The following is an 18,801-nucleotide window of genomic DNA, read 5'->3' as shown; positions in this document are numbered from 1 at the left end:
TTAAATAATTGATTGATATTAAAAATGAAGCCATCTTATTTGATGGCTTTAATTTTTGTACTTCATGACAGCTGAGATTAGCTATTTTTATCGATTTCTATATCAAGTTGACGCAAGAGACCATGAACTTCAGAAAGTGAAAATTTGGTCTTCTTTAGCTTGTTTAAAGCCGGATTTATGGTATAGTTGAAAGAAGTTCTTAAATCTGCTTTTTCAAGACTGGTACGGTCGAAAATTGCACCACTGAGATCACATCCTGAGAACACAGCATTCATAAGGTCAGCTTCAGAAAAATCAACCTCAATTAATTTTGAATTTTTAAATATTGTTTTTCGGATTGTTGATTGATAAAATACAGAATTGTTTAAGACACAACCTTCGAATTTAAATGACATTCCAAATTCATTACAATCATTAAAAGCCATTCCGAACATTTTACAGTCTTTAAAAACAGCCTCACGAAAAGCAGTTCCCACAAGTTTTGTCATGCTTACATTACATTCTATAAACTCGCAGTCAGTAAATTTAAATTCGGAAAGATTTACGTATTCAAAATTACAGTTTCGGAAAGTGCAGTTCTCGTATTCGCCTAAATCTAAAAGTTTCTGAGTAAAATCAATGTTTTCGAAATTTTCGTCAATGATATAGACTTCTCTCATAGTATTATTTGATTTTTAGAAATATATCTCGCTGATTTGGGAAATTGCGCAGATTCAAATGAAAAAGATTTGAAGAATGGCTTTAAACTTCCATCACCCAACTTACCTCTTCCAGCTTTATACCAAACTGTTTTTATCAGCGTGATTGAGTTTAAAGAAAATAAAAGTCAGGATCGAAAAGGCAAGTAATGAACTTCCACCATAACTGAAATATGGTAAAGGAATACCAACTGTCGGGAAAAGTCCCATAACCATCCCTAAATTGATTGAAAAGTGCATCAACAGGATCGAAGCAAAGCAATAGCCGAAAACCCTGTTAAATATCGATTTCTGTTTCTCTGCGAGGTAATAGATTCGACCGATGTAAATCATGTAACAAAAGACCAAAACGGCGCTTCCGACGAATCCCCATTCTTCTCCAACTGTACAAAATATATAATCGGTTTCCTGTTCAGGAACAAATTTACCTTGAGTAACAGAGCCTTCACGAAATCCTTTTCCAAACATTCCGCCGGAACCGATGGCTGTTTTAGAGTACAGTAAATTATACCCTGAAGTATCACGGAATTCTTTTTCTCCTTTATACAAAACCTCAACACGCTCTTGTTGGTGCTTAGGAAGTTTTTCGAAAATAACCGGTGAAATAAATGACAATGCCGCCAAGAGAAGAACAATACCTACTCCCGGTAAAAGTGTATAAATATTTTTACGGAGAAAAGCTGCATTAAAAGCAAACCACAATCCGCCAATGATAATGATAAAAGTTGTGAAATACCAAAGACTCCATTTTAAGGGATCATTCAGGTAATTAGCAATTAAAAATACAGCTCCAAAAAGACCTCCGATAAGGAAAAGCTTTCCCGAAAGACCTTCTCTGTATAAAGCAATGAAAAAAGCCGTAAAAACAAGTAACGAGCCAACATCGGGAATTGACAGCACCACTACGGCAGGAATACCAATAATGGCCAAAACCGTTATTAATGACCTTGTATCTTTAAGATTAAACTCGGTTCTCGAAACATAGCTTGCCAACATCAACGCTGTCCCGATCTTTGAGAATTCTACAGGCTGCATCGTAAAGCTTCCGAATTTATACCAGTTTTTCTGACCGAGAATTTCCGTTCCGAAAACATGAAGACCGGCAAGCATCAAAACTCCTCCGATATAAATAATTCCAGCCATGTTTTCGAAAAACTTGCTTCTGCTGACAAAAATAATGATGCCAACAAAGAGAGAAATTCCGAAGAAAATAAGTTGTTTTTTACCTAAAGCCTCATCAACACTGTAAATATTCGCAATAGCGAAAACGCAAAGCAAAAAGTACAATCCAAGCCCAAGTTTGTCTACTCCTTCTGTCCACTTCATGGTTTCTTAGGTTTTTGGGGGTTAGAATTCATTTTCTTTTGCAGTGCTTCTTTCTTTTTCTTAATCAGATTTAAGCTGTCCTGAATTCTTTTTAGCTTCAGCGAATCCGGTTTTGGTTCTACATACAAACCTTTTCTCTTTAAATCAGCAATCCACTGTCTTTTGTATTCAGGCATGAAACTCGACGTAATCATTTTTTTGTAAAGATGCTCACGTTTTAAGTCTCCTGTAATATATTTTTCAGCAATAACCGTACAAGCCGGACCCGCCCAGGTTGCTCCAAAACCTGCGTGTTCCATGACAGCAACCACAACAATTTTCGGCTTATCAGCAGGAGCAATCAATACAAAAATAGAGTTATCTTTTCCTTGCGGAACCTGCGCTGTTCCCGTTTTTGCTAACTGTGTGAAATCTTTAGACATTAGGCCTCTCGCAGTTCCACGTAGAACAACGGCTTCCATTCCTTTTAAAACAGGACCAAAATGTTTCGGATCTACTAAAGTTTTATGTTTAACCTTAAATCTGGGATCAGGATTTGGCTTCCCGTCAATCGCTTTTACGATGTGAGGCGTGTAATACCATCCACGGTTTGCAATCGCACCAACATAATTTGCCAACTGAATAGGCGTTACTAAAACATCTCCCTGCCCCATTCCGTTATAAATAGCTCCGGTTGACATTTCATCCCAGTTTTTATAATCTTTTTTGGTAGAACCGCTTGCTTTAATAATGGCTTTAAATCTCCTTTCGTAAAAATCTCCGGAAGGAATTCTGCCTTTTGCACCAACAGCAAAATCGTTATTCAAAAATTCTCCTACTCCAAAGCTGCTCATGATTTTTTTCCATTCATCAACTCCTTTTGAAGGATTTCCCGGATATTTTTTAATAATGGCAATAAATGCATACGTAAAGAAACAGTTACTGGAAACCTGAATAGAAGGAATCAGCGGATCTGCTCCACCATGACCTTTAATTCTTTTACCTTTATAATAGAAACCTCCGCCACATGGGAAAATTGTATTTTCATCCATCACGCCCATCTGCATTGCTGCTAAAGCAGTCAGCAATTTGAAAGTAGATCCGGGTGGATAGCCCGCCTGTAAAGAACGGTCGAAAGTCGGTTTATTTTCATAGATCGTATCTTTCGATAAAGCATATAAATTTTTTGATTTATAAGGGCCGGTAAAAAGATTCGGATCAATATCCGGTCCGGTCGCTGCAACCAGAACTTCACCATTATTTGGATCTAAAGCGACAACAGCACCGTGCTTATTCACCAACATTTCTTCGGCCATTCTCTGAAGATCGTAATCAATCGTCAGAGTGATATCTTTTCCGGTAATTACGTCTTTGTCTAACGAACCGTTTTTATAAGGGCCAACATTTCTAAGCTTAATATCTTTCTGAATATATTTTACCCCTTTCACCCCACGAAGCTCTTTTTCGTAAGCCTTTTCTACACCCGTTTTACCGATGAGGTCACCGGGAAGGTAATAGGTAGAATCTTTTTTGATTTCCCTGTCGTTCACCTCACTTGTATAGCCCAAAAGATTTCCGGAAGTTGACACTTCATATTGTCTTTGCGGACGCTGAACAATACTGAATGCCGGATATTTAAATATAATTTCCTGAACTCTTGCAATCTCCTCCCTGCTCAGATCTTTAAAAAAAGTCATCGGGGTGAGCTTGGAATAATATTTTTCCTTTTTAATAAGCTTAATCTTATTGATAAATTCTGGTTTTGAAATCTTCATTAAATTACAGAAAGCCAGCGTATCAAAATCAGGTTTCATCAATGCCTGAGTGAAAGAAATTTCGTAAGCAGGCTGATTTCCCACCAGAATTTTACCGTTTCTGTCGAAAATAACTCCGCGCTGAGGAATTACATATTCAGTTTTAATAGACGTGTTGGCTGCGTTAAGTGCATAACGGTCTGTAAACAGCTGCAAATAAGAAAGCCTTGCTACAAAAATAAGAGCAATGACAATGAGAACGGTTAAGATTTTTATATGGCGTGCGTTCAAACTTTCTGTTTGATTTTAAAGATTAATGCGTAAACAATGATAAATATAAAGGAAATTACACTAGTTACCAACACATTAAGTAAGATTTCAAAAATTCTGCTGAATTTGAAAAACTCGATATACTGCACCAAAAGCTGATGCATGAAGATACTTGAAAACAGAAAGAGTAAAAACTGCGTCCATTGCAGAGACTGGAACGAAAAGAAATCTGTAGAAGTATCTGTAGACGTACGGAAAATCAACGTACGGAAATAAGCAATTACTGTAGTTGCCAAGGCATTGATTCCCCATGTACCCAGAAAACCATCTACGGAAAGCCCAATTAAAAAACTCAGAGCTAAGAACTGAAATTTATTTCTGAAAAAAGGATAAAACATGACAAAAACCGGATATAGAACCGGAGTAAATTTACCAAACAGCGTAATTCTGTTCAATACAAAAACTTGTAATGCCACCAAAAAAGCCATGATCAAAAGATCTGTAAATATCGTTCTGCTAATCATTTTCTTTTTTTATTACAGCTTGCATCGTGTCCTGAATCTTCTGAACCTCAGCTTTTTTAAGATTTTTAACAACGAAAACTTTATTTAAAGCTCCCATTTTTTCGCTTAATTCAACTGAAATATCCCAAAATCCTGTTTTATTGTCTACGGAATATCCTGCAACAGTTCCGATCATTACCCCTTTAGGAAATATCGCCGATTTTCCGTCGGTTTCTATGGTGTCGCCAATTTTCAGGGAAACATATTTTGGCACATCCGCCAAATGCATGACCCGAGAATTATCTCCTCTCCACGTAAGAGTTCCGAAATATCCTGAATTTTTAAGGGCAGCATTAATCCTGATTTTATTTACACTTAAAACGGATTGTACCAAAGCATAACTATCGGTAGAATTAATCACAATCCCGGCAATCCCTTTCGGAGCCATTACGCCCATCTGAGGATACACTCCGTCTCTTCTGCCTCGGTTGATTGTAAAATAGTTGTTTCTTCTGTTGATGCTGTTGAAAACAATTTCACCATCAACAAAAGTATAGATTTGTCCGCCTCCTAAAGTATCGTGAACTTTTCTGAATACGGGATTTGCAGCACCTTGCTTTCCGTAAAGCTGTACCATTAAAGATTTGTTCTGTGCAACAAGATCTTCGTTTACCTGTTTTAGTTTAAGATAAGAAACTCCTTCATCAATCCCTCCCGAAACCCAGGAGTTGAAAGCCGCAGTTTGCCCGGCCAACCACGATTGCTGCATGGCATTTTTAGAGAATATCAAAATGAGAGCAATAATTTGCAGGAAAATAAAGAATACGAAAAGAGCATTCTTCGAAAATAATCTCAGCAAAAATCCCATTCAGATAAAGGTCGTAAAAAGTTAGAATTATTTAATTAAGAAATTGAATTTATCCATATTCTTAAGGGCAATACCCGTTCCGCGAACAACAGCTCTCAAAGGATCTTCTGCTACGAATACAGGAAGACCTGTCTTTTTGTGTAATCTGTCTGCAAGACCTCTTAACAAAGCACCACCACCTGCAAGATAAATACCTGTTTTGTAAATATCTGCTGCCAATTCCGGCGGCGTAAGAGAAAGGGTTTCCATTACAGAATCTTCAATTCTGATAATTGATTTATCTAAAGCTCTTGCGATTTCCTTATAACCAACCATAATTTCTTTTGGTTTACCAGTGATAAGGTCTCTTCCTTGTACCGGAATATCATCGATATCTACATCAAGATCTTCAACAGCAGAACCTACTTCGATTTTCACTCTTTCAGCTGTTCTTTCTCCGATATATAAATTGTGGTGTGTTCTTAAGAAATAAGCAATATCATTGGTGAATACATCACCTGCAATTTTCACAGATTTATCACAAACGATACCTCCTAAAGCAACAACAGCGATTTCGGTAGTACCACCACCTATATCGATAATCATATTTCCTTCAGGTTTCTGTACATCAATACCAACTCCGATTGCAGCTGCCATTGGCTCGTAAATCAGGCGTACTTCTTTTGCGTTTACTTTCTGAGCAGAATCTCTTACCGCTCTTTTTTCAACTTCAGTAATTCCTGAAGGAATACAGATCACAATTCTTAAAGCAGGCTGAATGAATTTACCTTTAATTCCTGGAATTTTTTTGATAAATTCTTTAATCATGTGCTCAGAAGCATGAAAATCTGCAATTACTCCATCTTTTAACGGACGGATAGTTTTAATATCTTCATGGGTTTTACCCTGCATATGTTTAGCCTGCTCACCGACCGCAATAGGTCTGCCGGTGGAACGTTCAATTGCGACAATTGAAGGCTGGTCTATAACAATCTTATTATTATGTATGATAAGCGTGTTGGCAGTACCAAGGTCTATCGCAATCTCTTGCGTAAACATATCGAATAAACTCATAATTTCTGCTTGATTTAAGTTTACAAAGATATAAAATTCACAGTAGTAAAAAATAATTAACAAGAGATAATTTGGTTAAATTTTTATTAAAATTTACAAAGTACACAACCCTAACTGTTTCTATTTTTACCCATTCTAAATTTAGGTTTAAAATGGATTTTCATAGCTTTTTACGATAATTATCATACAGACTATCACAAGCTGCATCCATAAAAATTGCTTAAATTTGCGACTGCTTATGATACAGTATTCTAATATACATCAGACAACAAATTTCGCCGTATTATCGATCAGCTATGAGAAAGCTGATGTAGAGACGAGAGGGAAATTTGCATTTTTTGATGAAAACATCAAAAACTTTGTCACCCGAATTCATGATGAAAATTTAGGGGATGCTTTTGTGGTTTCTACATGCAACAGGACCGAAATTTACACCACTACTTCAAACTATCTTTTTGTAGCTGAAGAATATTGCAAAACAATCGGGGTGAATTTGTCAGATTTTCTTCAGTTTGCCAATATTTTAACAAAGGAAGAAGCTTTAAATCATTTATTCAGGGTTGCAGCAGGCTTGGAAAGCCAGATCATAGGTGATTTTGAAATTATAGGACAAATTAAGAAAGCGTATGCACGTTTTAAAAAAGAAAGACAAAATTCGAATCCTTTTTTAGAACGATCTATTAATTCTGCTATTCAGATTTCAAAAAAAATAAAGAATGAAACCGGAATTTCAAACGGGGCGGCTTCTGTTTCGTATGCGGCGGTTCATTATATTTTAAATAATCAGAAAAGAATTACCGAAAAAAACATCCTTCTTCTGGGTGTTGGAGAAATCGGACAAAATACGGTAGAAAATTTAGTAAAACACGTTTACCAGCCTAAGATAAAAATTGCCAACCGAACTCAGGAAAAAGCAGCCAAGATCTCCGAGAAATACAATATTCCCAACATCGATTATCATGACTTTGAAAAGGAATTAGAAAATACAGATATTCTCATCGTTGCAACCGGAGCGAAAACGCCGATCATCAACAAATCACATTTAAAAAACGGAAAAGAAATTCTGATTATTGATCTTTCGATTCCGCATAATGTTGATAAAAATGTTTCGGAAGTTGAAAATGCTACTTTAATTGATGTGGATGAACTTTCAAAACAAATTCAGGAAACCATTCAGCAGCGTGAAAAAGAAATCCCAAAAGCGGAACTCATTATTAAAGAAATGACCAAAGATTTTCTGGAATGGGAGAAAAAGCGAAAACTGGCTCCGAACATCCATCATTTCAAAGCTGTTCTTAAAAATATGGAACGTAATGAAATGCACAATTTCTACAGAAAAAATAAATACATCAACATCAACGACATGGAACTTTCTGATAAGATGATTCAGAAGATTACCAACCGTTTTGCAAAATATATTATCGACAACCCTTTGAAAGCCGAAGAAATTAGTAAATTAATGCACGAAATTTTAGTTGAACAACCCAATAACGAATTCAATGAAAAGCATTAGAATAGGAACCCGAAATTCAGCACTTGCACTTTGGCAGGCAAGAGAAGTTGCAAGACATTTGCAGAATCTAAACCATCTTACCGAGATTGTCCCGATTGTTTCTTCAGGCGATAAAAATCTTAATCAACCATTGTATTCATTAGGAATTACAGGAGTTTTCACAAGAGATTTAGATATTGCTTTGCTCAACGACGAGATCGATATCGCCGTACATTCGCTAAAGGATGTTCCGACAAAACTTCCGGAAAACATCGAAATCATTTCTTATCTCGAAAGAGATCATCCACAAGATGTTTTGATCAGAAGAAAATCGGCAATGAATAAAGAATTTCATGAGCTTAAATTGGCAACAAGCAGTTTAAGAAGACGAGCTTTTTGGTCTAAACATTATCCCGATACCGAGTTTTTTGACATCCGAGGAAATATACAAACCAGACTTCAGAAGCTGGAAGAGCAGGATTTTGATGCGACTATTTTATCTCTTGCCGGAATCAAGAGAATGAAAATGGATATCGATTACGAATTTATTCCGTTTATGATTCCTGCACCTTCACAAGGCGTGGTTGCAGTTGCGGGACATTCTGACAAAAAAGAAATCAACGACATTCTGAAACAGATTTCCCATAAAGAAACCCAGGCTTGTGTAGAAATGGAAAGAAATTTCCTGAGCACTTTGGAAGGGGGCTGTACTGCACCCATTGGAGCTTTTGCCGAAAAAATTGAAAATCAGATCAGATTTAAAGCGGCACTTTGCTCATTAGACGGGAAAAACTACATCGCAACCGATGAAAGTTTTGAGTATAACGAAGTAGAAAATTTTGGGGAAAAATTTGCCAATGTTGTTCTTGAAAACGGTGGAAAGGAATTGATGACCGAGATTAAAAGTCAGATTTAAGGTTTAGGTTTAAGCAAAATTAAGATTTATCCGAATCTTAACATTTCTTTATGTTTAAAGTACCTTCATGTTTAAAATTAATTTTTGAACTTTACAAAACTGTTTTCAATTCTAAATTTTAAGCCGATGAGAAAGTACTTTTCAATACTCATTTTTCTGTTTTTTGTTTTCACAGCGAATGCCCAAAATCAGTTTGCGCAAAAACTATCTGATGCAGCTTTGAGTTTAACACGAGATAAAGTCACTTATGATCCTGCGTATGTTTCGATTAAATATCCCAATGGTGATGTTGCTGCAGATAAAGGCGTTTGTACTGATGTGATCATCAGAGCTTACAGAAAACTTGGAATTGATTTGCAAAAAGAAGTACATGAAGATATGAAGAAAAACTTTTCTAAATATCCTAAAAAATTCGGTTTGAAAAAACCAGACACCAATATTGATCATAGGAGAGTTCCCAATCTGCAAGTTTTTTTTGCCAAATTCGGGAAATCAAAATCAACAGAAACCAAGCCCGAATTATATGTTCCCGGAGATATTGTAACCTGGCTTCTTCCCGGAAATTTAACGCACATCGGAATTGTAGTTAATAAAAAATCTGCAGACGGAAAAAGATATTTAATCGTTCATAATATCGGTGCCGGACAAGTTCTTGAAGACTGCTTGTTTAAATTTGATATTACCGGACATTATCAATATTCAAAATAATTCATGATGAAGAAGATAATTTTTGTTCTTTTTTTATTGATTTTAAATGTAAGCTTTGCACAGAATTCAGGTTTAAAAATTATTGAAAAACCCATTAATTATTCTGCAGAACGAATAGCTTTAAGTTTAGAATACCTGAAAGACCACCACGGTCTGAATCAAAAAAACCCGACCATTACTCCCAAAATGATTGTTTTGCATTACACTGCAGGTGGAACGGTCGAAAGCAATTTTAAATATTTCAATAAAACACATCTTGAAAGCGCAAGAAATACATTAAAAAAACAAAGTACTTTAAATGTTTCTTCGCAATTCATCATCGATCGCGACGGAACTATTTATCAATTGATGGAACCAACACAATTTGCAAGACATACGATTGGTTTAAATTATTGTGCTATCGGAGTTGAAAATATCGGAAGCAAAAAGCAACCTTTAACCGAAAAGCAGGTTGAAGCCAATGCACAACTGGTAAGATATTTAACTCAAAAGTATAAGATTGAATATCTCATCGGTCATTCAGAGTACGGAGTTTTCAGAAATTCTAAATTATGGAAGGAGTCTGACCCAAATTATTTTACCGGAAAAGAAGATCCCGGAAAAGACTTCATGAATAAAGTTAGACAGCAAGTTTCTGATTTAAAATTAAAAGATAAGCCAGCTAATTAGTTTTATAAAAGCGATAAAAAAGATTCAATATTTATTTTATAAATAATGAAGTTAACGACCACTTTGTCATTCCGTAGGAATCTCAGCAAAGCATTTAACATAAAATGTTTAGATTCCTACGGAATGACAAATAAACTGCTAAAAAAATAATGAAAATTTTATTTACCAAAATTTTAGACCCAAAATACATCTCCGAAAAATTAGGAAATGATATTTCGGTTGAATACATAGAGGTAATAAAAACAAAATCACTTTACGTAAGAAGTTTTGATTTAAAAAACAGCTCTCTTATTTTCACAAGCTCAAATGGGGTGAAATCTTTTTTTGAAAACGGTTTCAAGCCAAATGAAGATTTCACAGCCAAAAACTATAATAAAATCTATTGCGTTGGCGAAAAAACCAAAAGAGAACTTCGCAAAAACGGGTTTGGAACTTTTAAGGTGTTGAAAAATGCGGAAACGCTCTCTCAGTTCATTATTGAAAACTGCGTTCACGAAAAATTCATTCATTTTTGCGGAAATTTGGCAATTGATGTTTTGGATAATGAACTTCCGCTGCAGAATATTCAGTATAAAAAAGTCACAGTTTATCAAACAGAAGAGCTAAATCCCACGATACATGAAAAATATCATGCAATAGTTTTTTTTAGCCCAAGCGGAGTTCGTAGTTTTGCGAAAAATAATTCTTTGGAAAATGTAATCCTTTTTTCAATCGGAGAAACCACTTCCAAAGAACTAAAAAGACATACAAAATCAGAGATTTTCACGAGTAAAGAAAACACTCTGGCAAACCTGTTGTCGGTCATAAAAGAAACTTTAATGAAAATTAAACCTTAAGGAACACCGACAAGCATCAACTAAAATTATGATTAAAAACGACCTATATTTAAAAGCACTTCGTGGAGAAACCGTAGAAAGACCACCGGTTTGGATGATGAGACAGGCAGGAAGATATTTACCTGAATTCATTGCACTTCGTGATCAATATGACTTTTTTACGAGATGTCAGACTCCGGAACTGGCTTCTGAAATCACGGTACAGCCGATCAGAAGATTTCCTTTGGATGCAGCGATTTTGTTCTCTGATATTTTGGTAGTTCCTCAGGCGATGGGAATTGATTTCAAAATGAAAGAATCTGTCGGACCTTGGCTGGATAACCCGATCCGAACGATGGAAGATGTGAAGAATGTTGTTGTTCCCGATGTGAATGATACTTTAGGTTACGTTTTTGATGCGATTGAGCTTACTTTACAGAAATTAGACAACGAAATTCCTTTGATTGGTTTTGCGGGTTCTCCGTGGACGATTCTTTGCTATTGCGTAGAAGGAAAAGGAAGCAAAGCTTTTGATATTGCTAAATCTTTTTGTTTTCAGCAACCGGAAGCGGCGCATTTACTACTTCAGAAAATCACCGACACAACGATTGCTTATTTGAAAAGAAAAGTTGAAAAAGGAGTTTCTGCGGTTCAGGTTTTTGATTCTTGGGGCGGAATGCTTTCTCCGGCAGATTATCAGGAATTTTCATGGCAATATATCAATCAGATTGTTGAAGCATTGAGTCCGTTGACGCATGTGGTGGTTTTCGGAAAAGGATGCTGGTTTGCTTTGGATGACATGACAAAATCTAAAGCTTCAGCTTTGGGAGTTGACTGGACGGTGAGTCCGGAAATGGCAAGAAAGCTGACAAACAATTCAGTAACGTTACAAGGAAACTTTGATCCTGCAAGATTACATTCAAGCCCTGAAACCATCAAAAAAATGGTAACGGAAATGATCAACCGTTTCGGAAAAGATAAATACATCGCCAATTTAGGACACGGAATTTTACCTAATATTCCGGTGGAAAATGCGGAAGCGTTTATCAGAGCGGTGGTGGATTGGAAACCGAATGTTGAATTTTAATTCTCGCCGTTTTTGTGGATAATGCAGATTTTAAAATCAATTAAAATAAAATCCCTTTCAGCTATTTGAAAGGGATTTTTAATTCTAAATTTATTTTTATACATTTGATTATCAAATATTTTCTACAATGGACATTCAATCAAGAAAATTAGAATTCATACAGGATTTCCTTAAGCTTCAAAGTGAAGAAGTGATTGCTCAGTTTGAAAAATTACTAAAAAAAACCAAAAATATTGAAGAAGAAAATAAGCTCAAGGCATTAACTGTTGAAGAAATGAATGAAAGAATTTCTAAATCAGAGAGTGATTTTGAAAACAACAAGTTTAAAACAACTTCAGAACTTCTTTCAAAATATTCAAATTGAAATACAAAGTTATTTGGTCGGAATTTTCTGAAAAGCAGATTGATGAAATTTTCAATTATTACGAAAACACCTCGAAAAGTCATCAAGTTGCATTAAAAATTATAACCAGAATTCTTTTAGCACCTGAAAAATTAATCCATAACCCTAAAATTGGGCAAAGAGAATTGTTTTTAGAAAACAGAAGCATTCAATATCATTATATTGTAGAATCAAATTACAAAATAATTTATTCTATTGATGAAGGAAACAAGCACATTAAAATTGCTGATGTCTTTGATACAAGACAAAATCTGGAAAAGATAGAACGGGAAAAATAAAAAAAATTTCAATTGGTTTTAGAAAAAGATTTTATTTATTATCTTTTAATTCAGATATTCTAAAATATTTTTCTTTTCAAGTTTAAATTCCTTCCCCGATTCAGTCTGGAATGTTATCATTTGACTATCGTCTATCACTTTTTTAACCTGACAAAAAGTATCGCCATTTATTTTATCGGTAATAATATTATTTACTTTGAGAATCTTGTCACCCACATTCAATTCTGACAATTGTGGAATTTTTAGTTTATTCACAACAATCAAATGATCATCAACAGGTGCAAAAGCAACTCCGAAACTATTGTAATCAGGAGTTTTATTTAAATTGTGAAGAATAATATTTTTAGAAATAAAATCTAATTCAACAAGAAAATTTTCCATAAATTTTGTACCGATCAGATTTCGAGAATCAGTGCTGCTGTCAACAATCTGCTTTCCAAGAAATTTGTTACGTATCTCTGCATTCATCATATCAAGCTGCCTTTCGCCTTTACTCACACTACTTAAAGATTGTGACAAAAGCCCTTCAAAAATCAAAAAATCATCGTCTTTTACTAATTGATAAGATTTTGGATCCAACGAAAAGCCAGAACCTGCTCCCGTGTCAAAAAACATGTTAAAATTATGTTTTTTTATCTTAACACTAATTGTGGGAACATGGGTAAAATATTCTTCAGAAAATGGAATTGAAACGGATTGAACTGAATCTTCCAATAACTTATCTGAAACAACAATTGTTTTAGCTATAAAGTCAATTCGCCAAACTTTATTATTCATCATATTCGCTCCGAAAATTCCACTGATTTTTTTACATGCACGAGAATTCATCCAACTTATATCAGCGAATGAAAAATTTATATTTTTAAATTTTAAATCTGCAACTTTCAGTTCATCAGTTGAGAAGACATCCATTTTAGATTTAGAGTTATTTGCATCTGTAGCTTCAAAAATAATATTAGCTTTATTTTCGTTTAACGAACCTTGGAGTTCATTAGATATTATTGTTAAAGCACCCGTATCAAAAACAAAATTGTGCTTCTTATTTTTAATATCAACATTAATGATTATTTTCCCGTCGATATAATCAAAAGGGATGGTTACAGCACTTACAAACAAAGGGAAAATTAAAAATGCAAAAGCATAAAGGTTTTTATATTTCATCATAGCATAAAAAAATAAAGACTGCCTCATAGAAACAGTCTGTTAATTATTAAGAAAGCATTCTTTGTGCTTTTTTCACACCTTCTACAAGCAAATCGATTTCATTAAATGTATTATAGACCGCAAAACTTGCCCGAACTGTTCCTGCGATATTAAAGAAATCCATGATTGGCTGTGTACAGTGATGCCCCGTTCTTACCGCAACGCCCATTTTATCAAGAATCATCCCTACATCGGAAGAAATACCGATTCCTTCGAGATTAAAGGAAACTACACCCGTTCTATGAGCTTTTTCGCCGTATACTTTTAAACCTTCAATTTCTAAAAGTTGTTTCTGAGCATATTCCAACAAAGCATTTTCGTGATTCTGAATATTCTGTTGTCCTATTTTTTTAATGAAATCAACCGCTGCTCCTAAAGCAATATTTCCACCAACATTTGGAGTTCCCGCTTCATATTTAAAAGGTAAGCCTGCGTAAGTTGTACCGTCAAACGAACAAACCGCAATCATTTCTCCTCCACCGTGGAAAGGCGGCAAATTTTCAAGAATTTCCTGTTTTCCGTATAAAATCCCGGTTCCCATCGGAGCGTACATTTTATGCCCTGAAAACACAAAGAAATCACAGTCTAGTTTCTGAACATCAATGGTAAAATGTGGAGCAGACTGTGCGCCATCGATAACGATATATGCATCCGAATTGGCTCTTGTCTTAGCAATAATTTCTTCAACAGGATTTACAATTCCCAAAGCATTGGAAACCTGATTTACGGATACTACTTTCGTTTTTTCACTTAAAAACTCGTCTAAATAATCCAACTGTAAGATCCCGTTTTCATCAATTGGGATCACCCTTAATTTTGCTCCTGTTCTTTCACAAAGCAATTGCCATGGAACAATATTGGAGTGATGTTCAAGGTAAGAAATGATGATCTCATCGTCTTTTTTTAATCTTGAAGTTAAAATATAGGAGATGAGGTTTAATCCTTCCGTTGTTCCTTTGGTGAAAATAACTTCAAAATCATGTTTAGCATTGATGAACTTTTGGATTTTTCTCCTTGAAAGTTCCATTTCTTCGGTTGCCAACTGACTTAAAGTATGAATTCCGCGATGCACATTTGCATTGAGTTCTTTATAATATTTTTCCCAAACCTCTAAAACTGAGTTCGGTTTCTGAGATGTCGCTGCATTATCTAAGTAAACCAAAGGTTTACCGTTCACTTCCTGATTTAATATAGAAAACTGACTTCTGATTTCCTGAATGTCAAACATTTATTAAAATTTTAATTAAAACGTTCTTTATTTAGAACCCATCAAATTTACGGCTTTTTTTCGGATTCTTGTTTGATGGTGATTGTTGGGAGCTGATAGAAAGATTCGATGGATTAGATGAACTTATTTTAATTATTTTTAACGCTAAGAATGGAAAATTATATTATAGATTTTTAATCGTAAACTTAAAATTTAATACTATTAGGGACGCAAAGTTTTTCTAACTACTATATTTTTAGTTTCACAAAGCCGTTTGACTACGTCGAATCTTCGATTTCACTTATAAAAAGACACTGAAATGTTTAAACTGATAACGTTTGCTTTTAATCATAAAAAAACCTGCCAAAAAATTGACAGGTTCTATATTTTAAATAAGAAATTCTTATTCTGCTGAAGCTTCAGCTGCTTCTGGAGCCGCTCCTTCTTCAGTTGCAACTTCTTCATCCTCATCATCATCCTGTGCTGCTGCACCACCTTTCATTGCATTTCTAGACATCTTAACAGCCACAACAACTGCGTTGTCAGGGTGCATGAAAGAATATCCTTCTGTTTTGATGCTACCTACATAAAGTTTGTTACCAATTTTCAATGGAGTAACATCTACAACTACCTCATCAGGTAAGTTTGCAGGGATTGCTTTTACTTTTAGTTTTCTGAAAGACTGACGTAGAACACCACCAGCTACAACACCTTTAGAACGACCAGTAATTCTTACAGGAACCTCCATAATTACAGGCTTATCATCTGATAATCTGTAGAAGTCTGCGTGAATAATTTTGTCTGTAATTGGGTGGAACTGAATATCCTGAAGAACAGCCGGAATAGTTTGTCCGTCAACCTCAATAGATACCGTGTGTGCTTCAGGAGTATATACCAAACCTTTGAACGCTTTCTCTTCTGCAGAGAAGTTCAATGGCTCACCACCTCCGTAAACAACACAAGGAACTAATTCAGCATCACGTAAAGCTTTTGTAGACTTTTTGCCCACGCTTTCTCTTTTTGTACCTTGAATTGTAATAGATTTCATTTATAAAAAATTTAAAAAATTGTTTTCAATTTAATTTGCAACAAATTAATTATCAATTAGATAACAAACTTACTACTGATTGATTGATGCTCGTGCACCATCTTCATCACATCTGCAAATAATGGGGCGCAAGATAGCACTTTTATTTTAGATGACAAATTAGTTTTTACAGGAATTGAGTCAGTTACAATAACTTCCAATAATTTTGAGTTCTCAATATTGTCGTAAGCCTTTCCTGAAAGCACTCCGTGAGTAGCCATTGCTCTTACAGATTTTGCTCCTTTTTCCATCAATATATCTGCAGCTTTGCAAAGTGTACCCGCAGTATCGATCATATCGTCGATAAGAATAACGTTTTTCCCTTCAACATCCCCGATAAGGAACATTTCTTCTACAACGTTTGCTTTTTTTCTTTCTTTGTAAGCAATTACAACATCAGCGCCAATGTGACCTGCATAATTTTTCGCTCTTTTCGCACCTCCCATATCCGGAGAAGCAATGGTAAGATTATCAAGGTTAAGGTTTTTGATGTAATCAACGAAAATAGTAGAAGCATACAAATGATCCACAGGAATTTCGAAGAATCCCTGAATCTGATCTGCATGCAAATCCATCGTCATTACTCTTGTTGCACCTGCAGCGGTTAAAAGATTTGCAACCAGTTTAGCCCCGATTGGTGCTCTTGGCTTGTCTTTTCTGTCTTGTCTTGCCAAACCGAAATATGGAAGTACGACAGTAATACTTTTCGCAGAAGCTCTTTTCGAAGCGTCAATCATTAGAAGCAACTCTAAAAGATTGTCTGCAGGCGGGAATGTCGACCCGATAAGGAAAACTCTTCCTCCTCTTACAGATTCGTCTAAAACAGGCTCAAACTCTCCGTCGCTAAACTCCTGAAAGTTGATTTTTCCTAATTCTTTCCCATAATGTTGGGCAATTTTTTCTGCAAGATCCTTACTCGTTCTTGTAGAAAACAGATAACTTAACTGATCGGCCATTTTTACTTTTTAAAGATTTTGCAAATTTAAAAAAAAACCACAAGAATCAATCCTGTGGTTTCTAAGTTTTTATATCTCCTGAATATTAAGGGAATGTTACCCCTGAATATTTATTCGGATCTACCTGTGGTAAAGTAGATTTGTATTTCGCATTAATTGATTTGATAAATTCATTCGCAACAATAGCATAACCTCTGCCGGTAAGGTGCACTCCGTCTAAAGAGAATGTTCCGCCGGTTACGAAAGTAGCAGTATATTTCACACCATTCCACGAAATTCCTGATTTGGAATTCAATTCTGTCATTTTAGCATTCATATCAACAAAAGCAAGCCCTTTTGATTCTGCCAAACTTTTTATTGTTGCGTTATAAGAAGTAGTAGCTGTTATAACTTTTGCCGCTTCAGCTTCCGTTAACACCAATTTATCTTCCAAAGGAACTGAAGTACCTCCACCAGCTTGAGGCGTAAGCACTGCACTTGCCGTTAGTAAGATATAATCTTTTGCTGTCGTTTGTCTGTACTTTGGTAATCCAGGAACCGTTGACAAATCTTTATCTGCAATAACAGCTCCGTTGGCTACAGCTCCTGCTGTGAATTTGATTAGTCTTTTCTGATATTCCGCATCGTTGATTGCTCCTAAAGATTTAGCCTGCGCCAACCCTGCATTATAAGCAGCATACCCTCCATTTAACTGAGCAACTTGCGCATCCGTAAGATTTGTAAGCGGCATTGCCGGAACTCTTGTGAAAAACGGAACGCTTGTTACGTTAGGAATATTTGCTACGATCCCTTTTCTGGTAGTTCCGGAAGGGAAAACCGTGTTGACTAAAGCAGTATAAGTATTTGTAAAACCTACTCCTACAGCTCCGTCTACCGGAGTAATAGGATTCGAACCATCTCCACCTGTCGTTGCGTATCCTAGTACATCATTATTCCCGATCCATAAAGAAACAAAAGTAGGATTCTGAGCCAATGCATCACCAACAACCGAAGCTGTAGTAGACGAAGCAAATCGTACAAAGTAAGGATTCGCAAGACCTAAAGAAAGACCAGCAGGATTACCATATCCAGGCGCAAGTAAATGAGAGGTTTTAGCTCCGGGTACACCCATGTTTTGATATGGCCCACCTGATTTAACATCGTCTAAGGCCGCAGCAGGCGCATTTGCAACGGGGCTTAATGCTCCGTTAACCATTTTCAATTCAAGTTTCCCTGGAAATCCCGGCAAACCAATAAATCCTCCAACGTTATTTGGCATTAATGGCTGCTTAAATTCTCCACCTCCTGCAAGTTTCATCTGCATAGCGATCATACTTGGAAAAGATTCATTTTGTCCACCTGAATAAAGTGTACCATCTCTGTAGCCCGAAGTAAGCGAATTTCCCAAAGAAATAAATTTCGAGAAATCTGCCTCACCTTTCGTTACGACTATATCCTGTACATCAGTATCAAAATCTGTTTCGCAGCTTGTTGTAAAAAGAAGTGCAGAAACAGCGATTGTAGATATTATTATTTTTTTCATAATTTAA

19 protein-coding genes are annotated in these 18,801 nt (G+C 35.6%); 8 read left to right on the top strand and 11 right to left on the bottom strand.

Going from position 1 to position 18,801, the window contains the following annotated elements; all coding sequences use genetic code 11:
• Positions 1-77 precede the first annotated feature (77 nt).
• From BM371_RS07240 to BM371_RS07215, 6 genes are all read right to left on the bottom strand, one after another.
• Positions 78-659, bottom strand: coding sequence for a pentapeptide repeat-containing protein (locus tag BM371_RS07240; protein ID WP_034677777.1), 582 nt, complete (start codon positions 657-659; stop codon positions 78-80).
• A 117-nt stretch (positions 660-776) separates the two neighbouring features.
• Positions 777-2,024: a rod shape-determining protein RodA gene (gene rodA, locus BM371_RS07235; RefSeq protein ID WP_034677776.1), complete on the bottom strand. Its 1,248-nt coding sequence runs from the start codon at positions 2,022-2,024 to the stop codon at positions 777-779.
• Positions 2,021-4,048, bottom strand: coding sequence for a peptidoglycan D,D-transpeptidase FtsI family protein (locus tag BM371_RS07230; RefSeq protein ID WP_034677775.1), 2,028 nt, complete (start codon positions 4,046-4,048; stop codon positions 2,021-2,023). The genes rodA and BM371_RS07230 overlap by 4 nt, the downstream gene beginning before the upstream one ends.
• Positions 4,045-4,551: a hypothetical protein gene (locus BM371_RS07225; protein ID WP_034677774.1), complete on the bottom strand. Its 507-nt coding sequence runs from the start codon at positions 4,549-4,551 to the stop codon at positions 4,045-4,047. The genes BM371_RS07230 and BM371_RS07225 overlap by 4 nt, the downstream gene beginning before the upstream one ends.
• Positions 4,544-5,398, bottom strand: coding sequence for a rod shape-determining protein MreC (gene mreC, locus BM371_RS07220; protein ID WP_034677773.1), 855 nt, complete (start codon positions 5,396-5,398; stop codon positions 4,544-4,546). The genes BM371_RS07225 and mreC overlap by 8 nt, the downstream gene beginning before the upstream one ends.
• A 27-nt stretch (positions 5,399-5,425) precedes the next feature.
• On the bottom strand, positions 5,426-6,451 hold the full coding sequence (locus BM371_RS07215; protein WP_034677772.1) for a rod shape-determining protein: 1,026 nt from the start codon (positions 6,449-6,451) through the stop codon (positions 5,426-5,428).
• A 238-nt stretch (positions 6,452-6,689) separates the two neighbouring features.
• Between BM371_RS07215 and hemA the strand changes: the two genes are divergently transcribed.
• From hemA to BM371_RS07175, 8 genes are all read left to right on the top strand, one after another.
• Positions 6,690-7,964, top strand: a complete 1,275-nt coding sequence (gene hemA, locus BM371_RS07210; protein WP_034677771.1) for a glutamyl-tRNA reductase — start codon at positions 6,690-6,692, stop codon at positions 7,962-7,964.
• On the top strand, positions 7,951-8,859 hold the full coding sequence (gene hemC / locus BM371_RS07205) for a hydroxymethylbilane synthase (protein ID WP_034677769.1): 909 nt from the start codon (positions 7,951-7,953) through the stop codon (positions 8,857-8,859). The genes hemA and hemC overlap by 14 nt, the downstream gene beginning before the upstream one ends.
• Before the next feature lie 126 nt (positions 8,860-8,985).
• The gene (locus tag BM371_RS07200) at positions 8,986-9,567 is read left to right on the top strand and encodes a DUF1287 domain-containing protein (RefSeq protein ID WP_034677768.1); all 582 of its coding nucleotides are present in this window, start codon (positions 8,986-8,988) and stop codon (positions 9,565-9,567) included.
• Positions 9,568-9,573: 6 nt separating this feature from the next.
• Entirely contained in the window at positions 9,574-10,236 is a 663-nt protein-coding gene (locus BM371_RS07195) for a peptidoglycan recognition protein family protein (protein WP_034678279.1), read from the top strand.
• A gap of 149 nt (positions 10,237-10,385) precedes the next feature.
• Positions 10,386-11,072 carry a uroporphyrinogen-III synthase gene (locus BM371_RS07190; RefSeq protein ID WP_034677766.1) on the top strand — a complete coding sequence of 229 codons (687 nt, stop codon included), beginning with the start codon at positions 10,386-10,388 and terminating at the stop codon, positions 11,070-11,072.
• A gap of 28 nt (positions 11,073-11,100) precedes the next feature.
• Positions 11,101-12,138 carry a uroporphyrinogen decarboxylase gene (gene hemE / locus BM371_RS07185; RefSeq protein ID WP_034677765.1) on the top strand — a complete coding sequence of 346 codons (1,038 nt, stop codon included), beginning with the start codon at positions 11,101-11,103 and terminating at the stop codon, positions 12,136-12,138.
• A gap of 127 nt (positions 12,139-12,265) precedes the next feature.
• Positions 12,266-12,502 (top strand): hypothetical protein, encoded by a 237-nt coding sequence (locus BM371_RS07180; RefSeq protein WP_034677763.1) that lies wholly within the window; start codon positions 12,266-12,268, stop codon positions 12,500-12,502.
• Positions 12,499-12,819, top strand: coding sequence for a type II toxin-antitoxin system RelE/ParE family toxin (locus tag BM371_RS07175; protein WP_034677760.1), 321 nt, complete (start codon positions 12,499-12,501; stop codon positions 12,817-12,819). The genes BM371_RS07180 and BM371_RS07175 overlap by 4 nt, the downstream gene beginning before the upstream one ends.
• Positions 12,820-12,864: 45 nt before the next feature.
• On the opposite strand, the gene BM371_RS07170 is transcribed toward BM371_RS07175, so the two are convergent.
• From BM371_RS07170 to BM371_RS07150, 5 genes are all read right to left on the bottom strand, one after another.
• On the bottom strand, positions 12,865-13,983 hold the full coding sequence (locus BM371_RS07170; protein ID WP_074958640.1) for an aspartyl protease family protein: 1,119 nt from the start codon (positions 13,981-13,983) through the stop codon (positions 12,865-12,867).
• Between the two features lie 46 nt (positions 13,984-14,029).
• Positions 14,030-15,250, bottom strand: coding sequence for an aminotransferase class V-fold PLP-dependent enzyme (locus BM371_RS07165; protein WP_034677758.1), 1,221 nt, complete (start codon positions 15,248-15,250; stop codon positions 14,030-14,032).
• A gap of 382 nt (positions 15,251-15,632) precedes the next feature.
• Positions 15,633-16,277, bottom strand: a complete 645-nt coding sequence (locus BM371_RS07160) for a 50S ribosomal protein L25/general stress protein Ctc (RefSeq protein WP_034677756.1) — start codon at positions 16,275-16,277, stop codon at positions 15,633-15,635.
• Between the two features lie 56 nt (positions 16,278-16,333).
• Positions 16,334-17,272, bottom strand: a complete 939-nt coding sequence (locus tag BM371_RS07155) for a ribose-phosphate pyrophosphokinase (RefSeq protein ID WP_034677754.1) — start codon at positions 17,270-17,272, stop codon at positions 16,334-16,336.
• 85 nt (positions 17,273-17,357) lie between these two features.
• Complete coding sequence (locus BM371_RS07150) at positions 17,358-18,794, bottom strand: SGNH/GDSL hydrolase family protein (protein WP_034677753.1); 1,437 nt, start codon at positions 18,792-18,794, stop codon at positions 17,358-17,360.
• Positions 18,795-18,801 lie beyond the last annotated feature (7 nt).

It is taken from the genome of Chryseobacterium formosense (genome assembly GCF_900116415.1).
Classification (GTDB): Bacteria; Bacteroidota; Bacteroidia; order Flavobacteriales; family Weeksellaceae; genus Chryseobacterium; species Chryseobacterium formosense.
The sequence above is the reverse complement of the archived record's forward strand: the minus strand, read 5'-3'. Positions and strand labels throughout refer to the sequence as shown.

Excerpts from the sequence above, each read along its gene's own strand:
- BM371_RS07170 (WP_074958640.1), bottom strand. The coding sequence starts at position 13,983 with ATGATGAAATATAAAAACCTTTATGCTTTTGCATTTTTAATTTTCCCT.
- hemC (WP_034677769.1), top strand. The coding sequence starts at position 7,951 with ATGAAAAGCATTAGAATAGGAACCCGAAATTCAGCACTTGCACTTTGG.
- hemA (WP_034677771.1), top strand. The coding sequence starts at position 6,690 with ATGATACAGTATTCTAATATACATCAGACAACAAATTTCGCCGTATTA.
- BM371_RS07150 (WP_034677753.1), bottom strand. The coding sequence starts at position 18,794 with ATGAAAAAAATAATAATATCTACAATCGCTGTTTCTGCACTTCTTTTT.
- mreC (WP_034677773.1), bottom strand. The coding sequence starts at position 5,398 with ATGGGATTTTTGCTGAGATTATTTTCGAAGAATGCTCTTTTCGTATTC.
- BM371_RS07225 (WP_034677774.1), bottom strand. The coding sequence starts at position 4,551 with ATGATTAGCAGAACGATATTTACAGATCTTTTGATCATGGCTTTTTTG.
- BM371_RS07190 (WP_034677766.1), top strand. The coding sequence starts at position 10,386 with ATGAAAATTTTATTTACCAAAATTTTAGACCCAAAATACATCTCCGAA.
- BM371_RS07165 (WP_034677758.1), bottom strand. The coding sequence starts at position 15,250 with ATGTTTGACATTCAGGAAATCAGAAGTCAGTTTTCTATATTAAATCAG.
- BM371_RS07195 (WP_034678279.1), top strand. The coding sequence starts at position 9,574 with ATGAAGAAGATAATTTTTGTTCTTTTTTTATTGATTTTAAATGTAAGC.
- BM371_RS07155 (WP_034677754.1), bottom strand. The coding sequence starts at position 17,272 with ATGGCCGATCAGTTAAGTTATCTGTTTTCTACAAGAACGAGTAAGGAT.
- BM371_RS07180 (WP_034677763.1), top strand. The coding sequence starts at position 12,266 with ATGGACATTCAATCAAGAAAATTAGAATTCATACAGGATTTCCTTAAG.
- BM371_RS07240 (WP_034677777.1), bottom strand. The coding sequence starts at position 659 with ATGAGAGAAGTCTATATCATTGACGAAAATTTCGAAAACATTGATTTT.
- BM371_RS07200 (WP_034677768.1), top strand. The coding sequence starts at position 8,986 with ATGAGAAAGTACTTTTCAATACTCATTTTTCTGTTTTTTGTTTTCACA.
- BM371_RS07160 (WP_034677756.1), bottom strand. The coding sequence starts at position 16,277 with ATGAAATCTATTACAATTCAAGGTACAAAAAGAGAAAGCGTGGGCAAA.
- rodA (WP_034677776.1), bottom strand. The coding sequence starts at position 2,024 with ATGAAGTGGACAGAAGGAGTAGACAAACTTGGGCTTGGATTGTACTTT.
- hemE (WP_034677765.1), top strand. The coding sequence starts at position 11,101 with ATGATTAAAAACGACCTATATTTAAAAGCACTTCGTGGAGAAACCGTA.
- BM371_RS07215 (WP_034677772.1), bottom strand. The coding sequence starts at position 6,451 with ATGAGTTTATTCGATATGTTTACGCAAGAGATTGCGATAGACCTTGGT.